Genomic DNA, 20,389 nt, shown 5'->3' with positions numbered 1-20,389 from the left:
ATAAAAAAGGCGAATGATTGCTCATTCACCTTTCGTCGTTCATCATTTTAATAATTACTGTACGCGGCGCAGCACTTGTTTCAATGCATCAAAGTCTGCGTCTAGCTCTTCCGATAGCAGTTCCATCGCCGCGTGCTTCGCTAGCGGTGCAGGAAGCTCGATGTCTGATTCTAGAATATCATCCACCACTTCTTTGAACTTCGCAGGGTGAGCAGTACATAGGAACAGACCGGTTTCACCTTCTTGCAGTTGCTCTTCAAGAACGCGGTAAGCAATCGCACCGTGCGGTTCACATAGGTAGCCCAATGAGTACAAGTCTTTCACAGATTGTGCGCTTTGCTCATCTGAAACCGCGCCTTTACCTAGTGTCTCTAGGCCCCACTCTTTCACTCGGCAGAGCTCTTCAATACGCGGCCAGTTGTTCGGTTGACTTACATCCATTGCGTTCGATGTCGTTGCAACCGTTGGTTTTGGCTCCCACTTACCTGTTTCTAGGTAGCGTGGCACGGTGTCATTGGCGTTGGTTGCAGCAATGAAGCGTTTGATCGGCAGACCCAGCGCTTTTGCCAGTAGACCAGCAGTTAGGTTACCAAAGTTACCACTTGGTACAGACACAACTAGGTTTTCACGCTCTTGTTTGCTCATTTGCGCAGCTGCTTCAAAGTAGTAACATATTTGCGCCATCAAACGGCTGATGTTGATTGAGTTTGCAGAATTCAGGCCGATCTCTTCACGCAGTGCGGAATCATCGAAAGCTTGCTTAACCAGAGCCTGGCACGAATCGAAGTCGCCATCGATCGCGACAGTGTGAATGTTCTTGCCTAGCGTACAGAATAGCTTCTCTTGCAGTGGGCTAATCTTGCCTTTCGGGTAAAGAATCACAACGTTGATGTCTTCCATACCATAGAAAGCGTGCGCAACGGCTGCGCCAGTATCGCCAGAAGTCGCAGTCAGAATGGTGATCTTGCCACCGTCCGATACCGCCGCAAGAGATTGCGCCATAAAGCGACCGCCAAAATCTTTAAATGCCAGCGTTGGACCATGGAAAAGCTCTAACGCGTAAACACCGTCTTTGACTTGATTGATTGGCGCCGGGAATTGGAACGCTGCGTCCACAAGCGCGTTAACTTGCTCTTCCGCCAGCTCATCACCGATAAACGCTGATAAAATCTTAGTGCTACGAGAAACAAAGTCTTCTGCCAGTAGCGCATCAACGTCTTCAAACTTTGGTAATTCCGATGGGAAAAATAGACCTTGGTTACGGCCTAACCCTTGGCGAACGGCTTGGCCAAAGGAAACTTGTTCATCATTTTCTTTTATATTGTAAAGCTTCATAGCTCACTTCCTGTTACTTTCGAACCCTGCTTATCTAGACGACAAACGTGGACGAATCCTTCTTCGTTTTGTACGTAGTTCTGTTCTAACCAGCGAGCAACTCGCTCAGCGACATCTTTCTCTTTGCAAATACTGAACAGTGTTGGACCACTGCCAGAAATACCGGTTGCTAACGCACCTGCTGATGCAGCGTATTGACGTGCATTCGCAAAGCCCGGAAGCAGTTTCTCACGATACGGTTCTGCGATCACGTCTTTGATCATTTTTGCAGCTAGCTCTGGCTGACCAGAATGACACGCATGAATAAAGCCCGCAAGGTGACGACCATGAGCGATGATATCTTGTCGGCGGTATTGAGATGGTAGGATCTCACGCGCTTCTGCTGTTGATACTTTGATTCCCGGATACGCCATAACCCAGTACCAATCATCAAAACAAGGCACTTCTTGACTGATGATACCAAGCTCTTCAAGCATCAACTGGACACCACCAAGGTAACACGGCGCGACGTTATCGTAGTGAATACCACCAGAGATTTTGCCTTCCATTTCCCCCATCAGTGCTAGCAGCTCAGTCTCATTCAGCGGTTGACCATGGAATCGGTTTAAGGCATCCAGCGCCGCCACGATAGAACATGCACTTGAGCCTAAACCTGAGCCTATTGGCATGTTCTTTTCTAGCGTCATTTCAAGTGGTTTTAGCTCAACACCTTTTTTATCTAGCTCGCGAGAAAACACCAGCCAACAATCGTAAACGATGTTTTCTTTTGGCTCTGTAGGCAACTTAGAGACAAAATTACCCGCAGTTTTCAGACTGAACGGCTCAGTCCCTGCCTTAACTTGCACTCTGTCACCTAGCAAGGTCCCATCCACTGGGGACACCGCCGCCCCCAACACATCAAAACCAACACTTACATTACCAATTGATGCTGGGGCATAAACCACTACATCCATATCACTTGAACTCATTCTTGTTATACCCCTAGTTTCCAACCTAAAGTACGCATCACGTCAGAGAATACACCCGCAGCAGTTACCTCAGTACCTGCGCCATAGCCACGCAACACAAGTGGGATTGGCTGGTAGTAACGGCTGTAAAATGCCAGTGCGTTTTCACCGTCTTTGATTTTATACATCGGATCGTTTTCATCCACCGCAGCAATGCTTACTGTGCACTTGCCCTCGTTAATTTCACCAACGTAACGCAGTACTTTGCCTTCTTTTGCTGCTTTAGCTGATAACTCTTTGAAGTAGGCGTCCGCTTCTGGGAGACGCGCCATAAACTCATCAACACTGCCTGAATCATCAAAACCTGGCGGTAGCGCTTGGTCAACAACAACATCTTCAAGCTCTAGTGACATGCCCGCTTCACGAGCTAGGATCAACAACTTACGCGCGACATCCATACCAGACAGATCATCACGAGGATCTGGTTCAGTAAAGCCATTTTCTTTTGCGATATTCGTCGCTTCACTTAAGCTCATTCCTTCATCTAACTTACCGAAAATATAAGAAAGAGAACCGGAAAGAATACCGCTGAAACGCTCCAGTTCATCGCCTGCAGAAATTAGGTTTTGCAGGTTTTCAATAACCGGTAGGCCTGCACCTACGGTTGTTTCATACATCAATTTACGACGGGAGCTACGAGCCACATCGCGAAGCTGATGGTAGTACGCCATGCTTGCTGTGTTTGCTTTTTTGTTTGGTGTTACAACATGAAAACCTGCCGCTAGGAAGTCGGCGTATTGTTTAGCAATGTCTTCACTGGAAGTACAATCAACCAATACAGGGTTGATAATATGATTGCGTTGTACCAAAGAAATCAGACGCGCTAGGCTGAATTCTTCTGTGGCTGCTGACATACGATCACGCCAGTGCTCGAGCGGTAAGCCTTCGCTATCAAGCAACAGACCTTTGCTGTTTGCTAAGCCACAAACTCGAATCACAATGCCTTTCTCAGCCAGTTTGACTTGTTGGCGCTCGATCTGATCCACCAGCTCGCCACCCACACCACCAACACCAACAACGAACACATCGAGGAAGTGTTTCGAGTTGAATAGGTTTTCGTGACACGCTTTGATCGCCTCAGAAATTTTGTCTTCTGGAATAACGGCAGAAATCGCACGTTCTGATGAGCCTTGTGCTATCGCCACGATGTTCACGTTCACTTCAGCAAGAGAAGAGAAGAAGCGAGAAGCCACACCGCGCGATGTGCGCATACCATCACCAACAAGCGTAATGATTGAAACATTATCAATAAACTCAACCGGTTCTAGTAAGCCATCTTTGAGTTCTAGCTCGAACGCATCTGCCAGCACTTGCTGCGCTTTCGCTTTATCTTCAGCCTCAATACAGAAGCTGATGCTGTATTCAGAAGAAGACTGAGTGATCAGAACAATAGATACACCAGCAGACGACATCGCACCGAATACACGGCTCGCCATGCCTACCATGCCTTTCATACCAGGGCCTGATACGTTAACCATGGTTAGGTCGTTAAGTGTTGTAATACCTTTGATCGCAAGATTATCTTCACCAGTATCTTGGCCGATAAGAGTACCTGCACCTTGAGGGTTAAAGCTGTTTTTGATCAGACATGGAATGTGGAATTGAGCAATAGGGGCGATGGTTTTCGGGTGCAGAACGGAAGCACCAAAATAAGAAAGCTCCATCGCTTCTTGGTAGCTTAGTGATTTAAGTAGGCGAGCATCTTCGACTAAACGTGGGTCACAGTTGTATACACCATCAACGTCGGTCCAGATTTCACAGCAGTCTGCGCGTAAACAAGCTGCAAGAACCGCTGCCGAGTAGTCAGAGCCATTACGACCCAGCGTGACAAGCTCTCCTTTTTCGTTGCCAGCTGTAAAGCCCGGCATAATGTTCACGTGGCCCTGAGGAAGGGGGTTTTGACGGAAGTTTTGCGTTGAAATATCCACATCAACCATAGCTTCAAGATGATCACCTTGGGCATACAGATACTCGACAGGATCGATCAAGCTCGCTTGTTGTCCCTTCGCCTCCAAGACGGCTTTCATCAACTGAATGGAAACACGCTCACCTTTACTGATAATGCGTGCATTTACGTTGTTTGGGCACATACCTAATAGATTGATGCCGTGAACAAATTGACGTAATTGAGATAGCGAGGTTTTCACTTGGTTATCGAAAGCTGAACCATCAATATTGGGTAGTACTGCTTGGATTTGAGTGAATAGCGTTTTAAACGATTCATCCAACTCTTTGATTTGCAGCTCTGCTTCACCATTGCGCAACGCGCCTTCAATGACCGCAACCAACTTATTTGTTGTTTTACCTGGGGCTGAAAGAACAACCGCCACTTCTTCTTGTTGAGCGTTATTGGCAATGATGTCTGCCGCTCTTAAAAAGCGATCTGCATCAGCTAGTGATGAACCGCCAAACTTCAATACTCGCATCCCTTCCTCCGGTATATCTTCTCAAACTTGTCTAAATTCTGGATAAAAAAGCATAAAAAAAGGCCTGTATCTTGTTGGATACAGGCCTTTTTTGTGAATTTCTTTCGCTCAGCAGCCTGCCCCAACATGTGTCGTGTCGGTAATAATAATGGTCGTGGTCATTACTACTAGGCTGTTAGATGGCATAAATAAATATTCAACGTTAATTGTGTTTGCTTAACTCTACGTTTACCGAGTTTCCGATTCATAGTCAACAAAAAATTGTTTGTTTTTCAGTCTTACAGCGATTTCTGCTAAGCAATCTTATTGATATTTAACGCTAATTGGATGTTATTGCTCGTTAGGAAATCTGTCGCTTATTTTTGTAGGGGGCTCATCCCATCGTCATCAGTCTCACTTTTTACTCCATAACTAGTCTGATCTTCGTCATAAAGCGTAAGATCAAATTATGAAAGGGAGTTGTTGACACTTAACAACAACTTAACTGTGACCTATGTTCACAGGATCGAATTATTTAGAAAATAGGTGAGCTAGCTTTCATATTCTATGCTTTAATAGTGAGAAGCTTTGGGCACATACTAATAAAAAAGTTGACACAAGGAGTGGTGAGCATGAAAAGAGGGCTTTTTCTGTTGCTGTTTTTTGTGCCTGGCGTTTGTCTAGCGAACGAGCTTCCGCCTCTTCCAGGCAAAACATCCCCTTCTCCTCATAAACTATTTATTTCCAGCGACAGCTATCAATCTGACAGTTTCGATGTTTGGAATATCGACACGGGTTATGCGTACGAACTCTTTGACTCCGTAGACGTTTACGTCGGTGCACGAGTCAACAACTCTCCAACCCAAAACCAAAGCGGTTTTTTGAGTGGGATCAGCTATCACTTCAATGATCGTGTCACACTAAAAAGTACGGTTCGCTCTTACAAGAATGAGACTGCGGAAGGTATTCGACAAGAAGACAGCAGCCTCGCAGCTGAAGTCTCAAGTCGCGTAAAAATCACCGATAAACTGGATTTTCACGCGACTCTTGATTACCAAGATTGGCAACAAGGTATTGAGGTAGGTTTAGGCTTTCGTTTTTAGAAATCTAATTTTTGCTTTGAAATCAACACACCATTCCAATCAGCGTACACATAATGCTTCGGCTGCACGATTTGGTTTTGCATCGTTAAGGTCACATTGACCTCTCCCATACCTCGCTTCTCTGTCTTAAACGGATTGGTACCAAGTGCTTGCACGCCAATGTCCATCTGAGATATTTGTGCTACGTCGCGTATTGCACCATAGACAATAATGCCTTCCCACCCATTTTCTATTCCGAGTATTGCTAATTGATCGCCAAGCAATGCTTTCTGACACGAACCATGTCCGTCAACAATCAATACTTTCCCCGTTCCATCTTCGCCCAGTACTTCACGTACTTTTGAGTTGTCGTGATAGCAACGCACTGTGACAATTTCTCCGTAAAAAGCGGTGCGTTGACCAAAGTTCTGCAGTGGCAAAGTAAGCAGGGTAACTTGGTCTTCAAATTGGTCACAAATATCGGGTGTAATGTCTCTCATATTTCCTCCGTGAATTTTCTCACCCAAGCAGTGCTTCGGTGAGCAGTATCCTTTCCTATACGAGTCGAGGCTTAAGGGAGCCTAACTTATGCAACACTTTCGGTCGTGAGCACGCAATAAGGTAAAGTTGATCATCAATGACGTAGTAAATCGCGTTTTGTTGAAAGTCATTCGCCAATGCGACCGCCGCCTCTGGTGATAACTCGACGGCAAAGCTTTCCTCATACCATGTAAAAGAGCTGTCACCTACTGTGATAGGCGCGTAATTAACGTGCTGTAGCAGTGTTTCTAATGCTTGATTGCTTATGCAGTTCTCTTCTTTGGACCGCAAATTACTGTATGGGTTCCAAGCGGTTATCACAGCGTAGTTTGAAACGTACCACTCGGCCTCGAATCTGAAAAAAGATTCTGAATAAGCATTCCATAACGATGCGTCTATGTTCGTATTACTTTTTTCTATCATAAGTCTTAAACGATTAATAACAGTTACATTTCATCAATTGATATAAATCAACAAACTGAATGGAATTAACATTTGAGCATTGTTAGCATGCTGTTAACAATATAAAATCCGCTCCATATCTTAGGGTGTTTACGTTTCAGGCCCCACAGAAAGCAGGAAATGAAAGGTAAACAAGCCCTTTAGAATAAACGTCGCCATTGGATACTGGTGAGTTGGCAAAATTCCATGGAGGGCGGATAACTGAAAGAAGTGTTTTTTTGATCAACTTGATTTATTATCAAAATCACATTACCTGTATGTTATATTTTTGCCTAGAATTTATTCTATTAGCACAATTTTGTCACAAATTTAGGTACCGCCAATGCAAACCCCGCAGATTCTTATCGTTGAAGATGAGCAAGTAACTCGTAACACTCTTAAGAGTATTTTTGAAGCAGAGGGATACGCTGTTTTTGAAGCCAGTGACGGTGAAGAGATGCACCAAGTGTTGTCTGACAACTCAGTCAACTTGGTTATTATGGACATTAATCTTCCAGGCAAGAATGGCCTTCTGTTAGCGCGTGAACTACGCGAACAAGCGAACATTGCTTTAATGTTCCTGACAGGCCGTGACAATGAAGTGGACAAGATCCTAGGTCTTGAGATTGGTGCAGATGACTACATCACTAAACCATTCAACCCACGTGAACTGACTATTCGTGCTCGTAACCTACTTAGCCGTTCAATGAGCTCTAACGCGGTGCAAGAAGAGAAACGCTCAGTAGAAAAGTATGAATTCAATGGTTGGGTACTGGACATCAACAGCCGCTCTCTAGTAAGCCCTGCTGGTGATAGCTACAAGCTCCCTCGCTCTGAGTTCCGAGCTCTACTGCACTTCTGTGAGAACCCAGGTAAGATTCAAACTCGTGCCGATCTTCTTAAGAAGATGACTGGCCGTGAACTTAAGCCGCATGACCGTACTGTAGACGTAACGATTCGTCGTATTCGTAAACACTTTGAGTCTGTTTCAGGTACTCCTGAAATCATCGCGACTATCCACGGCGAAGGTTACCGCTTCTGTGGCGATCTAGAAGACTAATTGAATCGCTAATACGCAAAGGGCTTGCTCATTGAGCAAGCCCTTTTATTTTGGGTTTAGCAATTAGCGGACAATCACTGAATCTAATAAACCTTGTTAATCTTCACGTATTTTTCCACTAACCAGCGCTGTTTACCTGCGTCGTCTAAAAGTACCGCGATATCAACCGATTTTTCTGTGTCCGCGTCTACCTGAGACGTGAAGGCAACTTCCCATTGGCTCTCACTATGAGTTCGAGTTTCTAAAGAGTCTTCATCCACCCACCACTCTTTTTCCCCTTGCTTGATGATAAGCGCTTCGGCAGTCAGGTTGGCTGGGAGTAACTGGTCTCCTTCAAGGTAAAGTGATCCTTGAATGCTTTGCTCTTGTACTTCCCCAACAGTCGGCATCAGGTTCACCCATAAGTTACTTTTGAGCTCGACATTCACCTGGTTAATCGTAATCTGACTGTTTTGTTGCCAGTTCACACTTGGAACGGAACTGCAACCTGCCATCAATGCTATAACCAACGCCAACGGTGCGATTTTTTTCATGTTATTTCCTTTGTTCCAACCAACTTTTGAGGACTTGAATATCGTTTTGGTATTCATTTTTGATCTCTTCAACCCAGTCTGAAATGTTTTCCCACCATGCTGGCATATCGGGAGATTGCGCTTTCTGCGCCACACTTTGGATACGTTTGAGGCCAATCGAACCTGCAGCGCCTTTAATTTTATGCGCTTCAGAAACAATCCCATCTTGATCTTTTGCCGTCATGTTTGAGTCTAAAACATCAATATAGTCTGGCATCATGTCTTCAAACATTTTTATGCTGTCGTAGACCGGCTTGGCACCAACAATGTCGACGTAAGACTCTAACATATCCATATCGAGCAAGTGTGTCTCAATCACAGGAGAAGGGGTCGGCTCTTCCACTGTTTCTGGAACGCACTCAGGTTGCTCTTGCTGCTCTACCTGATGCGCGAAGAACTTATCAATTACAGACTGAATAGCGTTCACAGCAAGCGGTTTACTAATGGCATCATCCATACCGTTATCTAAATATTCACGACGATCTTTCATTACATTAGCTGTTAGGGCGACCAATGGAGGCAGATTGTTATAATGCTCGCGATAATAATTTGCGACATCAAACCCCGTCATATCAGGCAGCTGAATATCCAACAACGCCAAGTCATATTTTTCTGGCACAAAGTTCACGAGCGCTTCTTGTCCCGTCATCGCCACGGTAACGGAGTGCCCTAAGCTCTCAAGCAACGATTTGGCAACAGTGACGTTAAGCTCAATGTCTTCGACCATAAAGATGTTGAGATGCACATTATCGCGTTTTGCATCAATGACAGGTTCTTCGAGTTCCACAATAGGAACGTGAATCGATACGGTAAAAGTACTACCAAAACCCTCTTCACTGGCGACAGTGATGTCACCATCCATCATATTGATCAGTTGCTTAGATACCGCCAAACCAATGCCTGTACCGACCGCATGTAGGTTGTCTTTGCCCGACTTCACTTGGTAATACATGGCAAAGATTTTATCGAGCTCGTCTTCTGGTATGCCAATACCTGTGTCTTCCACTTCCATAATAATGGTGGCAAAATCGTCTTCTACATCCGCGCTCACCGTCATCACAACGCCACCTTCTTTGGTAAACTTCATTGCGTTGCTGACCAAGTTCCAAATTACCTGACGTAAACGGGTCGCATCCACTTCAATTGCTTTTGGTAAATCACTCAAACGTTCTAAGTCAAAACGCAGCCCTTTTTGCTCCGCCATCAAAGCTGAGATGCTTTCAATCTCAGCGACGAAGTCTTCGAAGTTAAGTGGCGCAGGTAATAGTTCTAGCTTGCGGCGATCAAACTTATCCATATCGATAATATCGTTGAATATGTTACCTAGCGTAATCGCACTCACATTGATTGTCTGCATGTGTTTGCGCTGCTCTTCTGTCAACGGACTATCGAGAAGCATGCGACTTAAACCCACAATGCCATTTAGTGGCGTTCGCAGTTCATGACTGATAGTTGAGATGAAAGTAGTCTTATCACGGCTTGCTTTCTCTAACGACTCTTCATGACGTTTACGTTCAGTGATATCACGGCCAAAACCTACCAAGCCAAGGTGACGACCATCTTTGCTGTAAAACGGCACTTTACGCAGTTCAAAGTAATGTTTGCGTCCATCAGGATACTCTAGCCACTGCTCGTAAGTGATGGCTTGATTATCGGCGAAGACCTTTTGGTCAGTATCAACGATGTGCTCAGCGATTTCTTTGCTATACACATCCCAAGGGCTTAATCCGACTAACTGGTGCTCTTTCTTGCCCGTTAGCTCTTCCATTGCCCGGTTACAACCGGAGAACACACCATCGGCATTGCGGTAGTAAATTAAGTCTGGCGAGGCATCAATAAATGAACGCAGTAGTGCAGTGCGTTCCGCAAGCTCTAACTGAGTACGCTCTCGTTGGAACACCTCGTTTTCGAGATCTTGCATCGCCTCTTCTCGAGCTTCTTCTGCTTTAATGCGCTCTTCAATTTCTTGGTTGAGCTTTTCGATGTTTTGTTGCAGTTGATAATTCAGTTCTTGGTCTCGCGAGCGCATGTCTTTCAGTTTGGACACCAACTTGGTTAAACGCTGGCGAGACTCTTCTAGCTGATCAACAACAACAGAAAGAAAATAAACCGCCCAAGGTGTAATCAAGAGACCAAAAAACACCGAACGGACAATGTCGATATCGTCGACTCGCCCCTTGAGAGCTAAAGTAATCCCCACCTGCACCACAACGGCTAATGCCACCAGCGCAAGGGCCAGCAAAATCGAGAAACGAACAATCCCCAGTTTGACTAGCAAGTCGACATAATACTGGGCGAGATTTTTCATGGGTTTCATTAACTACTCCATGGTGCTGGCTAGATGTTGCCCTTCAATGATAAAAACGAGCAGACATATTCGGCCTAACGCAATTTAGGTCTGTGTGATTAGTGAAAAATACGTAGTGCGAACTGCGCTTGCTAAACAAGATAAAAAGATAAGTTAACCAACGAACGCACAGGCTTCGGTAAGTTTAACGTGTTTAATACGGCGATTTAAACAATCAGCTATCAACTAAGAGCAAGCGGTCACAAAGCGTTAGCAAGAACTGGGGTGAATACAGGTGCGATTACGTCCATCAGCTTTGGCTTGGTATAGCGCACTGTCAGCCATGGCAATACCCATTTCCGGTTCATCACCATGTTGAGGAATATAAGAGACAAGACCGATACTGACCGTGAGACGTTCCGAAGCTTCTGAGCTGTCGTGCTCCATATCGAGTTGTCGAATTTGTTCATGAATACGCTGCGCTACATTGCTCGCGCCTTCCGTTGTGGTATTCGGCAGGATAAAACCAAACTCCTCACCACCATAACGCGCAACACAATCCGAAGAGCGATTGATGACTTTTGTGAATACGGTAGCAACACTGACCAATGCTTCATCACCTTGCTGATGGCCGTAACAATCGTTGTAATCTTTGAAAAAGTCGATGTCACACAACATGATAGTGAGCGGCAGCTTTTCGCGGGCATGGTGGTACCATAGTACCTGCAGTTGTTCATCGAAGCGGCGTCGGTTCGATACCTGAGTTAAGCTATCCATAAAGCTCAACTTTTCTAACTCTAAATTGGCTCTCTCCAACTTTTGTTCGGCAAGGTAACGTTCAGAAATATCACGCGCCATGATCAGCACACCATTCGTTCCTGAAGCTTTATCTTTAAAAGGCGATTTCACCACATCAAACCACGTACTTTTGCCATCACTGCTAACGACTTTATCTATGTATCGGACAGGCTCTGACTGACGCAATGCATCCAAATCACTAGCGGCTAAGCGAGCGTACATCTCTTCAGGAATGACATCTTGAAGGCGCTTACCGATCAAATCAGACACGTCTGAAATACCTAATGCATTAACGAACGGTTTATTACACGCTTGATAGACCATATTCTCATTGAAGATACCGATAGAGTCAGGGCTAGCGTCAAGAATAGTTTGTAAGATAGTATCCCTTTGCGCCAACGCAACTTCTGTATCTTTACGCCGCTCCATTTCATCTCTCAGGTTTTGCTGCATTTTGTGCCACTCGGTCACATCATGACTAATGGATAATGTACCGATCAGCTCACCACTCGGTGACACAAGGGAGTTTTGATTCACTTCCAATAGGCAACTGCGACCTTGTGGATCCGTCGTCCACTTGCGCTCACTCTTTCTGGTAGCCTCACCCATGGAAGCCTTTGATGCGCAGGCTTCTGCCCTTCGCCCTTCCCAAAATTGATCAAATGCTCGGTTCGTCGTTAATAAATTCCCTTGGCGATCTTGGGTACAGATTAACTCAGAGAGTGAGTCTAGTGCCGAACGGGCAATCGTTAATTGCGCAAGCTCTTGTTGCTGCTCTTGATGAGTGGATTGATATGGCTGCGCGTAGATGATCCAAACACGGTGATTGCGCAGCAAACTCTTTCTTCCTGACAACTCCACCTTGATAGATTCGCTTTCAGATAAGCGCCAATCAAATACCTGCTGGCTAAAATGACGACTAGAGACACTGTCGAGAAACGACTCAAGCTCACGAATATCGAACAAAGCGGGATACAAATATCCCGTGCCTAGAGAGCGAATACCTAATAACTGCATCGCAGCTTGGTTAGATAACAAGATCTGAGCATGGCCAGTATCCAGCACTATGACTGGATAGGGTGAATCCGTTACGAGTTGCTTAAGTGATGTTTGAAAGTACAAATAGATCAGTGCTAACGCGCACACGCTAGCAATTAATAACAAGACGACATAGCCATAACCGCCTTGACCATCCCAAAGCCAATTGAGTAACTGATCCATCGTTTAAACCTTTAAAGAAAACTGGTTAAAATATATCAGTTATTTATTGAGCGATCTGCTATTAATTCCGGTTTAGTATAGATAAAAGCGTTTCCCGTTAGGCTTCCTTGAGCACCATGTTCACTGAGGGATCGACCAATTTCAGTCATCGCCAGCCAGCGATTTTCACACCACAGTGGCGATAATAAGGTAGGTCTACGAGCTGCTGATGAAACGCGATGGTAAATCACGTCCGGTGGCGTCATACGAATAATCTCACTGGCAATTGCGACATACTCTTCTAGCTCTGGCGCCTCTAATCGTCCTGCACGCCACGCTTTCGCCATGGTGCTGCCTTCCACAATATGCAAGCCATGTAACTTAATGCCATCCGTGCCCACGGCTAACACTTTTTGCAGCGTCTCAATATTATCGTCGCGGCTTTCTTTCGGTAATCCAACAATTAAATGAGTACAGACTTTAATACCTAGCGCACGCGCACGCTTGGTGATCTCGGCATAACATTCGAAATCATGACCGCGATTGATGCGCTTAAGGGTGTCGTTATTAGCGGTTTGAAGCCCTAACTCTAGCCAAATTTCATAACCTTGCTGTACATAGTCAGACAGCAAATCTAATACGGCATCAGGCACGCAATCTGGACGAGTCCCGACACACAATCCCACAATATCAGCCGCTTTTAGTGCTTCTTCATACATATTTTTCAGCACTTGCACTTCCGCATAAGTACTGGTGTAAGCCTGAAAATAAGCGAGATACTTCTTCGCTCGATGAATTTCGCCCGCACGATCTTTCAACTGATCGTGAATACTCTTTATCTGTACTTCTTCATCCGCAAACGAAGCCACATTACAAAAAGTACATCCTCCCCGACCAATCGTGCCATCTCGGTTAGGGCAACTAAATCCACCGTGCAACGTTAGTTTATGGACTTTTTCACCGTATCGACGCTGAAGATCTTGGCCGATTGTATTGACCAACTCATGTAACTGCATAAATTCTCACCAACAATGAACCGTAATCAATCTCACTACGATCTGTGTAAATAAATTACATCCCTGCAAGAAAAAACACACAATACTAGTCAATTCAAACAAACATCATACGGCTCAAAATCAATAAACCTGCATAAATACAGATAAAAAACGTTCATGTTGCGTAAATGTTAAACTAAAAATGCATAATTAAACGAAAAAATTGGGTCACAACGTCGACTTTTTCATTGCATTCTGAAGTGACAAAATTGTAGGATACTTACACAACCCCGTTATTTTTGTGACTTTTATTACAAAGTACACTGCGGGATTTGTCGGTGTTATCCCACTCCTACCTATATAAATCACTAAATAGTGGCAATAAATAAAGGGATACCACCAAGGATTGTTTTTCTCGCAAAACTTTTCCTGCGAGATACGGAAAGGAATCAAGATCGGTCAACCTAGATCGGTGGCGATAATAAATATAAAGGACAAGACGTAATCAATGGTCTAGGTGGCATTTGCCTGCCTGGTGCTTTTGCGTCGACATTGAACTGGAAGGATGTATCTATGGTAGATAGAGAGCAAAATCCACAGGGTCTATATACTCCTGAATTGGAGCATGACGCGTGTGGTATCGGTTTTGTTGCTCACCTTAAAAACCGTAAATCTCATGAAGTAGTGACTCAAGCATTGGATATGCTAGCTCGCATGGAGCACCGTGGTGGTCAAGGTTGTGATCCATGCAGCGGTGATGGTGCGGGTATCTTGCTACAAAAACCTCATGAATTCCTATTAGAAGAGGCCGTTAAGCTCGGCATTAAACTACCTTCATTTGAAAAGTATGGTGTGGGTGTCGTACTTTTCCCGAAAGACGAATACAAACGCGAGCAATGCCGTGACATTCTAGAACGCAACGCTCAGCGTCTAGACCTTGAAGTTATTGGCTACCGCGTATTGCCAACCGATAACTCAATGATCGGTGCCGACCCGCTAAGCACAGAACCTCAGTTTGAGCATGTGTTTATCTCTGGTGGTCCAGGTATTACACCTGAAGAGCTAGAGCGCAAACTGTACGTACTTCGTAACTACACTGTACGTGTTTGCCTAGAAAGCGTTTCGAACATTGGTGATGACTTCTATATTAACTCTATGTCTTACAAGACATTGGTGTACAAAGGTCAGTTAACGACCGAGCAAGTACCTCAGTACTTCCTTGATCTGCAAAACCCGACCATGGTGACCGCACTGGCACTGGTACACTCTCGCTTCTCTACCAACACCTTCCCGAAATGGCGTCTTGCACAGCCTTTCCGTTACATTGCCCACAACGGCGAAATCAACACCGTTCGCGGTAACTTGAACTGGATGAAAGCCCGTGAAGCGATCATTGAATCCGATCTATTTACCCAAGCTGAAATCGACATGCTGCTTCCTATTTGTCAGGAAGGCAGTTCGGATTCATCTAACTTTGACATGGCACTTGAGCTCCTAGTTCTTTCTGGTCGTAGCCTGCCGCACGCATTGATGATGATGATCCCGGAAGCATGGCAAGAAAACAAAAACATGGATCCTAAGCGTCGCGCGTTCTATCAGTACCACGCGAACATCATGGAACCATGGGATGGTCCGGCTTCAGTATGTTTTACTGATGGTGTTCAAGTTGGTGCGACACTCGACCGTAACGGTCTGCGCCCTTCTCGCTACACAGTGACCAAAGATAACTTCCTAGTAATGGCATCAGAATCTGGTGTTGTGGATATTGAGCCAGAGAACGTTGAGTTCCGCGGTCGTCTACAACCAGGTCGCATCTTCGTTGCAGACTTAGAGCAAGGTCGCATCATCTCTGATGAAGAAGTGAAAGACACCATCGCAACGGCACAGCCTTACGAAAAGTGGGTAGAAGAAAACCTACTAAGCTTGAAGAAGCTGCCAGATGCGAGCAACCAATTCAGCCAACCTAAGCCAGAACATCTTCTACACCGCCAACAAGCGTTTGGCGTAAGTACTGAAGAAGTGAACGAAATCATCGTTCCGATGGCGAATGACGCGAAAGAGCCATTATCAGCCATGGGTGCCGACTGGCCTCTTGCGGTTCTATCTCATCAGTCGCAACATCTTTCAAACTACTTCAAGCAGCTGTTTGCACAGGTAACTAACCCACCGATCGATCCGATCCGTGAGCGTATGGTGATGTCGCTGAACACTTACTTGGGTAAAGACCAAAACCTTCTGACTGAAACACCACTTCACTGTCAGAAAGTCGAATTGGAATCGCCTGTTCTGGCGAACTCTGAGCTTGAGAAACTGCGTGCTATTGACAACGAGCATCTTCAGGCGAAGACACTGGATATCGTATTCCAAGCCAGTGAAGACCAAGGCAAGCTTGAGCGCGCACTAAAACGCATCTGCCAATACGCAGAAGATGCGGTTATTGATGGTTACTCAATCATCCTGCTAACTGACCGTGCAGTGAACTCAAACCACGCGGCGATCCCAGCAATGCTGGCAGTTGGCGCAGTACATCACCACTTGATCCGCAAAGGTCTACGTGCGAAGTGTGATATCGTGGTTGAAACTGGTGACGCGCGTGAAACGCACCACTTTGCAACGCTAATTGGTTACGGTGCCAACGCCGTTAACCCATACCTAGTGATTGAAACCATCATTGAGCTTCAGCGTACGAAGAAGCTGGACCCAGAAGCGAACCCTCGCGATCTGTTCAACAACTACCGTAAAGCGATCAATGGCGGTCTTCTGAAGATCTTCTCGAAGATGGGTATCTCAACCCTGCAGTCGTACCACGGTGCGCAAATCTTCGAAGCCTTAGGTATTCATAAGTCAGTGGTAGATAAGTACTTCACAGGTACAGTTTCTCGTATCCAAGGTCTCACCCTTGACGATATCGCTAAAGAAGTGCTCGTTCGTCACCGCATCGGTTACCCACAACGCGAAATCCCAATTCAAATGCTGGATGTGGGTGGTGTTTACCAATGGAAACAGCGTGGTGAGAAGCACCTATTCAACCCAGAAACCATTTCTCTACTGCAAGAGTCTACGCGCAACAAGAACTACGATCAGTTCAAGCAGTACGCGACAGCAGTCGATAAACAAGGTGACAACGCGGTAACTCTGCGTAGCCAGCTTGAGTTTATTAAGAACCCAGCCGGCTCTATCTCTATCGACGAAGTCGAGCCAATTGAAAGCATCGTGAAACGCTTCGCTACGGGTGCTATGTCATTCGGTTCTATTTCTTACGAAGCACACTCCACACTGGCTGTTGCGATGAACCGCCTTGGCGCGAAATCGAACTCTGGTGAAGGTGGTGAAGACCCAATGCGTTTCGAACGCAAAGACAACGGCGATTGGGAACGCTCTGCAATCAAACAGGTAGCTTCGGGTCGTTTCGGCGTAACCTCTTACTACCTAACCAACGCTGATGAGCTACAAATCAAGATGGCTCAAGGTGCGAAACCAGGTGAAGGGGGTCAGCTACCAGGCGATAAAGTAGATGACTGGATCGGTGCTACACGTCACTCAACTCCGGGCGTCGGTCTTATCTCGCCACCACCACACCACGATATCTACTCAATCGAAGATTTGGCTCAGCTTATCTACGATTTGAAGAACGCGAACCGCGCGGGTCGTGTAAACGTGAAGCTGGTATCGGAAGCTGGCGTAGGTACGATCGCTTCCGGTGTAGCGAAAGCGAAAGCAGACGTTGTACTAATCGCAGGTTTCGACGGTGGTACTGGTGCATCCCCAATGTCTTCAATCCGTCATACTGGTCTTCCTTGGGAACTTGGTTTGGCAGAAACACACCAAACGCTACTAAAGAACGGTCTACGTAACCGTATCGTGGTTCAAGCGGACGGTCAGATGAAGACACCTCGCGACCTTGCAGTGGCAACACTACTAGGTGCAGAAGAATGGGGCGTAGCAACCGCAGCATTGGTGGTTGAAGGTTGTATCATGATGCGTAAGTGTCATAAGAACACCTGTCCTGTTGGTATCGCAACTCAGAACAAGACGCTTCGCGAGCGATTTGATGGTCGCGTAGAAGACGTCGTAACCTTCTTCCAATACATGGCACAAGGTCTACGTGAAATCATGGCTGAACTTGGCTTTCGCACTATTGATGAGATGGTCGGTCAAGGTCAGAAGCTGAAGATTCGCCAAGACGTTTCTCACTGGAAATACAAGAACCTAGATCTGTCTCCTGTTCTACACGTTGAACAACCACGTGAGTCAGACGGTATCCATAACCAAACGCAACAGAACCACAATCTGGAATCGGTACTAGACCGTAAGCTGATTCAAGCGGCGATTCCTGCTCTCGAGAAAGGCGAGGCGGTGAATGCCGAATTCCCTATCGTCAACACTGACCGTTCTGCGGGCACCATGCTGTCGAACGAAATCTCGAAAGTGTACAAAGATGCCGGCCTACCTCGACCAATGAACGTGAAGTTCAAAGGTTCAGCGGGTCAGTCATTCGGCGCATTCCTAGCTAAGGGCGTGAAGTTCGAAGTAGAAGGCGACGCGAACGACTACTGGGGTAAAGGCTTATCTGGCGGTACGTTAGTACTTTACCCAGATGCGAAATCAAGCATTGTCGCAGAAGATAACATCGTGGTTGGTAACGTGTGTTTCTACGGTGCCACTTCGGGTGAGTCTTTCATTCGCGGTATGGCTGGCGAACGTTTCTGTGTTCGTAACTCAGGCGCGAAAGTAGTAGTAGAAGGCGTCGGTGACCACGGTTGTGAATACATGACGGGCGGTGCAGCAATTATCCTTGGTTCAACAGGTCGTAACTTTGCCGCAGGTATGAGTGGCGGCGTGGCTTACGTATGGGATAAATCAGGCGACTTTGAGTCGAAACTGAACCCAGAGTTAGTAGACCTAGATCCAATCGAGCAAGAAGACAGAGATCTATTACTCGACATGCTAACTAAGCATGTTCAATTCACAGGAAGTGAAGTCGCTCAGTCTTTCCTAGACAACTTTGAAGCAAGCCTAGCCTCTATGGTTAAGGTAATGCCGCGTGACTATAAAGCGGTGCTTCAAAAGCGTAAAGCTGAAGCACAGTCTCAAGGAAACGAAACTCAAGTGGAGGCCGTATAATGGGTAAGCCTACTGGATTTTTAGAGCATGGTCGTGAACTACCACAGAAGATCGACCCAGCTGAACGCATCAAGAACAACAAAGAGTTCGTTCTGAACGAGGAGTTTGGTGACAAGATCAATACTCAAGCGTCTCGTTGTATGGATTGTGGTGTGCCGTTTTGTCATAACGGCTGCCCTATCGGTAACATCATCCCAGAGTTTAACGATGCGGTTTATCGTGATAGCTGGGAAGAAGCATGGAACATTCTAAGCTCAACCAATAACTTCCCAGAGTTTACTGGTCGTGTTTGCCCTGCTCCATGTGAAAGTGCTTGTGTACTTGGCATCAACCAAGACCCAATCACCATCTGTAACATCGAGAAAACCATCGTAGAAACGGCGTATCGTGAAGGGTACGCCAAGCCAAAAACGCCACGTTCTCGCACTGGTAAAACGATAGCGATCATTGGATCTGGACCAGCGGGTCTTGCGGCTGCTGAGCAGCTAAACAGCGCTGGTCATACTGTGACAGTATTCGAGCGAGACGAGAAGGTTGGTGGTCTGCTGCGTTTCGGTATTCCAGATTTTAAACTGAGCATGGAAGTCATTGATCGTAAGATCAATCTAATGGCAGAAGCTGGCGTTGAGTTTAAAGTAAACCAACACGTCGGTGTTGATGTAAATGCTCAGCAACTGCGTCAAGAGTTCGATGTGGTTCTACTGACGGGTGGCTCAACGGTTCCACGTGATTTGCCAGTTCCGGGTCGTGAGCTCAAAGGCGTTCACTTCGCAATGGAATTCCTAGGTCAAAACAACCGACGTGCAAATAACATGGACCTGAAAACGGAAGAGATTCACGCAAAAGGTAAACATGTGGTTGTCATTGGTGGTGGTGATACCGGTTCAGACTGTGTAGGTACGTCAAACCGTCACGGCGCAGCAAGCGTAACTCAAGTGGAAATCATGCCGATTCCACCAGAGAAGCGCCCAGCCAATATGCCTTGGCCTCAATACCCAATGATCCTACGTACTTCGACCTCTCATGAAGAAGGTGTCGATCGTCACTGGAACATCCTGACCAAAGAGTTCATCGGAAATGACAAAGGTGAAGTCACAGGCCTTCGTCTTGCTGATATCGTTTGGCAAGATGCAAAACCAGGCGAGCGCCCAAATTTCAAAGAAGTAGAAGGCAGCGAGCGAGTGATCCCATGTGATATGGCATTCCTAGCAATGGGCTTCTTACACCCAGAACCTACAGGCGTGCTTGCTCAACTGGATATCGCGCTAGATGATCGCGGTAACGTAGCAACTCAAGGTTTTGCTACTAACCAAGAAGGCGTATTTGCTGCTGGTGATATGCGAACAGGCCAATCTTTGGTGGTTCGTTGTATCAACGAAGGTCGCGAATGTGCTCGTGCTATCGATGACTACCTAATGGATGGCACAAACCTAGAAGCAAAAGCAGATTCACTGATGCTTTCTGCTTAACGGAAGTATTCACGCTTCCCTCTTTCAATGCCATAAATAGCCATCAGCGATATCGATGGCTATTAGCAAAGAAA

14 protein-coding genes and 1 other annotated feature are annotated in these 20,389 nt (G+C 46.0%); of the genes, 4 read left to right on the top strand and 10 right to left on the bottom strand.

The window, feature by feature from the left end; genetic code table 11:
- Window positions 1–54: 54 nt before the first annotated feature.
- The 4 genes from thrC to thrL all read right to left on the bottom strand — a co-directional run bounded on the left by thrC (window position 55) and on the right by thrL (window position 4,954).
- Window positions 55–1,335, bottom strand: coding sequence for a threonine synthase (thrC, locus tag NB463_RS07245; RefSeq protein ID WP_258432323.1), 1,281 nt, complete (start codon window positions 1,333–1,335; stop codon window positions 55–57).
- Window positions 1,332–2,288, bottom strand: coding sequence for a homoserine kinase (thrB, locus tag NB463_RS07240; protein ID WP_041852994.1), 957 nt, complete (start codon window positions 2,286–2,288; stop codon window positions 1,332–1,334). Before thrB ends, thrC begins: the two co-directional genes overlap by 4 nt.
- 20 nt (window positions 2,289–2,308) lie before the next feature.
- The gene (gene thrA, locus NB463_RS07235) at window positions 2,309–4,768 is read right to left on the bottom strand and encodes a bifunctional aspartate kinase/homoserine dehydrogenase I (RefSeq protein WP_047009098.1); all 2,460 of its coding nucleotides are present in this window, start codon (window positions 4,766–4,768) and stop codon (window positions 2,309–2,311) included.
- A gap of 53 nt (window positions 4,769–4,821) precedes the next feature.
- Window positions 4,822–4,941, bottom strand: a sequence feature (Thr leader region).
- Window positions 4,877–4,954, bottom strand: coding sequence for a thr operon leader peptide (thrL, locus tag NB463_RS07230; protein ID WP_074192076.1), 78 nt, complete (start codon window positions 4,952–4,954; stop codon window positions 4,877–4,879). Its footprint overlaps the feature before it by 65 nt.
- Before the next feature lie 425 nt (window positions 4,955–5,379).
- Here thrL and NB463_RS07225 point away from each other — a divergent pair, with 425 nt between their 5' ends.
- Window positions 5,380–5,850, top strand: coding sequence for a hypothetical protein (locus tag NB463_RS07225; protein WP_046873974.1), 471 nt, complete (start codon window positions 5,380–5,382; stop codon window positions 5,848–5,850).
- Here NB463_RS07225 and NB463_RS07220 read toward each other — a convergent pair.
- On the bottom strand, window positions 5,847–6,329 hold the full coding sequence (locus tag NB463_RS07220; protein ID WP_005396309.1) for a putative 4-hydroxy-4-methyl-2-oxoglutarate aldolase: 483 nt from the start codon (window positions 6,327–6,329) through the stop codon (window positions 5,847–5,849). The genes NB463_RS07225 and NB463_RS07220 overlap by 4 nt on opposite strands.
- A gap of 55 nt (window positions 6,330–6,384) precedes the next feature.
- Entirely contained in the window at window positions 6,385–6,792 is a 408-nt protein-coding gene (locus NB463_RS07215) for a DUF3293 domain-containing protein (protein WP_258432319.1), read from the bottom strand.
- Between the two features lie 361 nt (window positions 6,793–7,153).
- Between NB463_RS07215 and arcA the strand changes: the two genes are divergently transcribed.
- Window positions 7,154–7,870 (top strand): two-component system response regulator ArcA, encoded by a 717-nt coding sequence (gene arcA, locus NB463_RS07210; protein ID WP_005381824.1) that lies wholly within the window; start codon window positions 7,154–7,156, stop codon window positions 7,868–7,870.
- A gap of 83 nt (window positions 7,871–7,953) precedes the next feature.
- On the opposite strand, the gene NB463_RS07205 is transcribed toward arcA, so the two are convergent.
- From NB463_RS07205 to NB463_RS07190, 4 genes are all read right to left on the bottom strand, one after another.
- A complete protein-coding gene (locus NB463_RS07205; protein ID WP_006742686.1) occupies window positions 7,954–8,403 on the bottom strand; it encodes a hypothetical protein in 450 nt (149 codons plus the stop codon).
- Window position 8,404: 1 nt separating this feature from the next.
- Complete coding sequence (gene arcB / locus NB463_RS07200; RefSeq protein ID WP_258432317.1) at window positions 8,405–10,759, bottom strand: aerobic respiration two-component sensor histidine kinase ArcB; 2,355 nt, start codon at window positions 10,757–10,759, stop codon at window positions 8,405–8,407.
- Between the two features lie 240 nt (window positions 10,760–10,999).
- Window positions 11,000–12,748 (bottom strand): sensor domain-containing diguanylate cyclase, encoded by a 1,749-nt coding sequence (locus tag NB463_RS07195; RefSeq protein WP_258432316.1) that lies wholly within the window; start codon window positions 12,746–12,748, stop codon window positions 11,000–11,002.
- A 35-nt stretch (window positions 12,749–12,783) separates the two neighbouring features.
- Window positions 12,784–13,743: a TIGR01212 family radical SAM protein gene (locus NB463_RS07190; protein ID WP_258432315.1), complete on the bottom strand. Its 960-nt coding sequence runs from the start codon at window positions 13,741–13,743 to the stop codon at window positions 12,784–12,786.
- Between the two features lie 552 nt (window positions 13,744–14,295).
- Here NB463_RS07190 and gltB point away from each other — a divergent pair.
- Together gltB and NB463_RS07180 are read left to right on the top strand one after the other, a co-directional pair.
- Window positions 14,296–18,846: a glutamate synthase large subunit gene (gltB, locus tag NB463_RS07185; RefSeq protein WP_258432314.1), complete on the top strand. Its 4,551-nt coding sequence runs from the start codon at window positions 14,296–14,298 to the stop codon at window positions 18,844–18,846.
- Window positions 18,846–20,315 carry a glutamate synthase subunit beta gene (locus tag NB463_RS07180; RefSeq protein WP_258432313.1) on the top strand — a complete coding sequence of 490 codons (1,470 nt, stop codon included), beginning with the start codon at window positions 18,846–18,848 and terminating at the stop codon, window positions 20,313–20,315. Before gltB ends, NB463_RS07180 begins: the two co-directional genes overlap by 1 nt.
- Window positions 20,316–20,389 lie beyond the last annotated feature (74 nt).

The organism is Vibrio sp. RM-41-2B, from assembly GCF_024744415.1.
GTDB classification, from domain to species: domain Bacteria; phylum Pseudomonadota; class Gammaproteobacteria; order Enterobacterales; family Vibrionaceae; genus Vibrio; species Vibrio diabolicus.
The sequence above is the reverse complement of the archived record's forward strand: the minus strand, read 5'-3'. Positions and strand labels throughout refer to the sequence as shown.

What these genes read in the sequence shown, in the direction of transcription:
- thrC (WP_258432323.1), bottom strand. Translation starts at nt 1,335, where the DNA reads ATGAAGCTTTACAATATAAAAGAAAATGATGAACAAGTTTCCTTTGGC.
- thrB (WP_041852994.1), bottom strand. Translation starts at nt 2,288, where the DNA reads ATGGATGTAGTGGTTTATGCCCCAGCATCAATTGGTAATGTAAGTGTT.
- thrA (WP_047009098.1), bottom strand. Translation starts at nt 4,768, where the DNA reads ATGCGAGTATTGAAGTTTGGCGGTTCATCACTAGCTGATGCAGATCGC.
- thrL (WP_074192076.1), bottom strand. Translation starts at nt 4,954, where the DNA reads ATGCCATCTAACAGCCTAGTAGTAATGACCACGACCATTATTATTACC.
- NB463_RS07225 (WP_046873974.1), top strand. Translation starts at nt 5,380, where the DNA reads ATGAAAAGAGGGCTTTTTCTGTTGCTGTTTTTTGTGCCTGGCGTTTGT.
- NB463_RS07220 (WP_005396309.1), bottom strand. Translation starts at nt 6,329, where the DNA reads ATGAGAGACATTACACCCGATATTTGTGACCAATTTGAAGACCAAGTT.
- NB463_RS07215 (WP_258432319.1), bottom strand. Translation starts at nt 6,792, where the DNA reads ATGATAGAAAAAAGTAATACGAACATAGACGCATCGTTATGGAATGCT.
- arcA (WP_005381824.1), top strand. Translation starts at nt 7,154, where the DNA reads ATGCAAACCCCGCAGATTCTTATCGTTGAAGATGAGCAAGTAACTCGT.
- NB463_RS07205 (WP_006742686.1), bottom strand. Translation starts at nt 8,403, where the DNA reads ATGAAAAAAATCGCACCGTTGGCGTTGGTTATAGCATTGATGGCAGGT.
- arcB (WP_258432317.1), bottom strand. Translation starts at nt 10,759, where the DNA reads ATGAAACCCATGAAAAATCTCGCCCAGTATTATGTCGACTTGCTAGTC.
- NB463_RS07195 (WP_258432316.1), bottom strand. Translation starts at nt 12,748, where the DNA reads ATGGATCAGTTACTCAATTGGCTTTGGGATGGTCAAGGCGGTTATGGC.
- NB463_RS07190 (WP_258432315.1), bottom strand. Translation starts at nt 13,743, where the DNA reads ATGCAGTTACATGAGTTGGTCAATACAATCGGCCAAGATCTTCAGCGT.
- gltB (WP_258432314.1), top strand. Translation starts at nt 14,296, where the DNA reads ATGGTAGATAGAGAGCAAAATCCACAGGGTCTATATACTCCTGAATTG.
- NB463_RS07180 (WP_258432313.1), top strand. Translation starts at nt 18,846, where the DNA reads ATGGGTAAGCCTACTGGATTTTTAGAGCATGGTCGTGAACTACCACAG.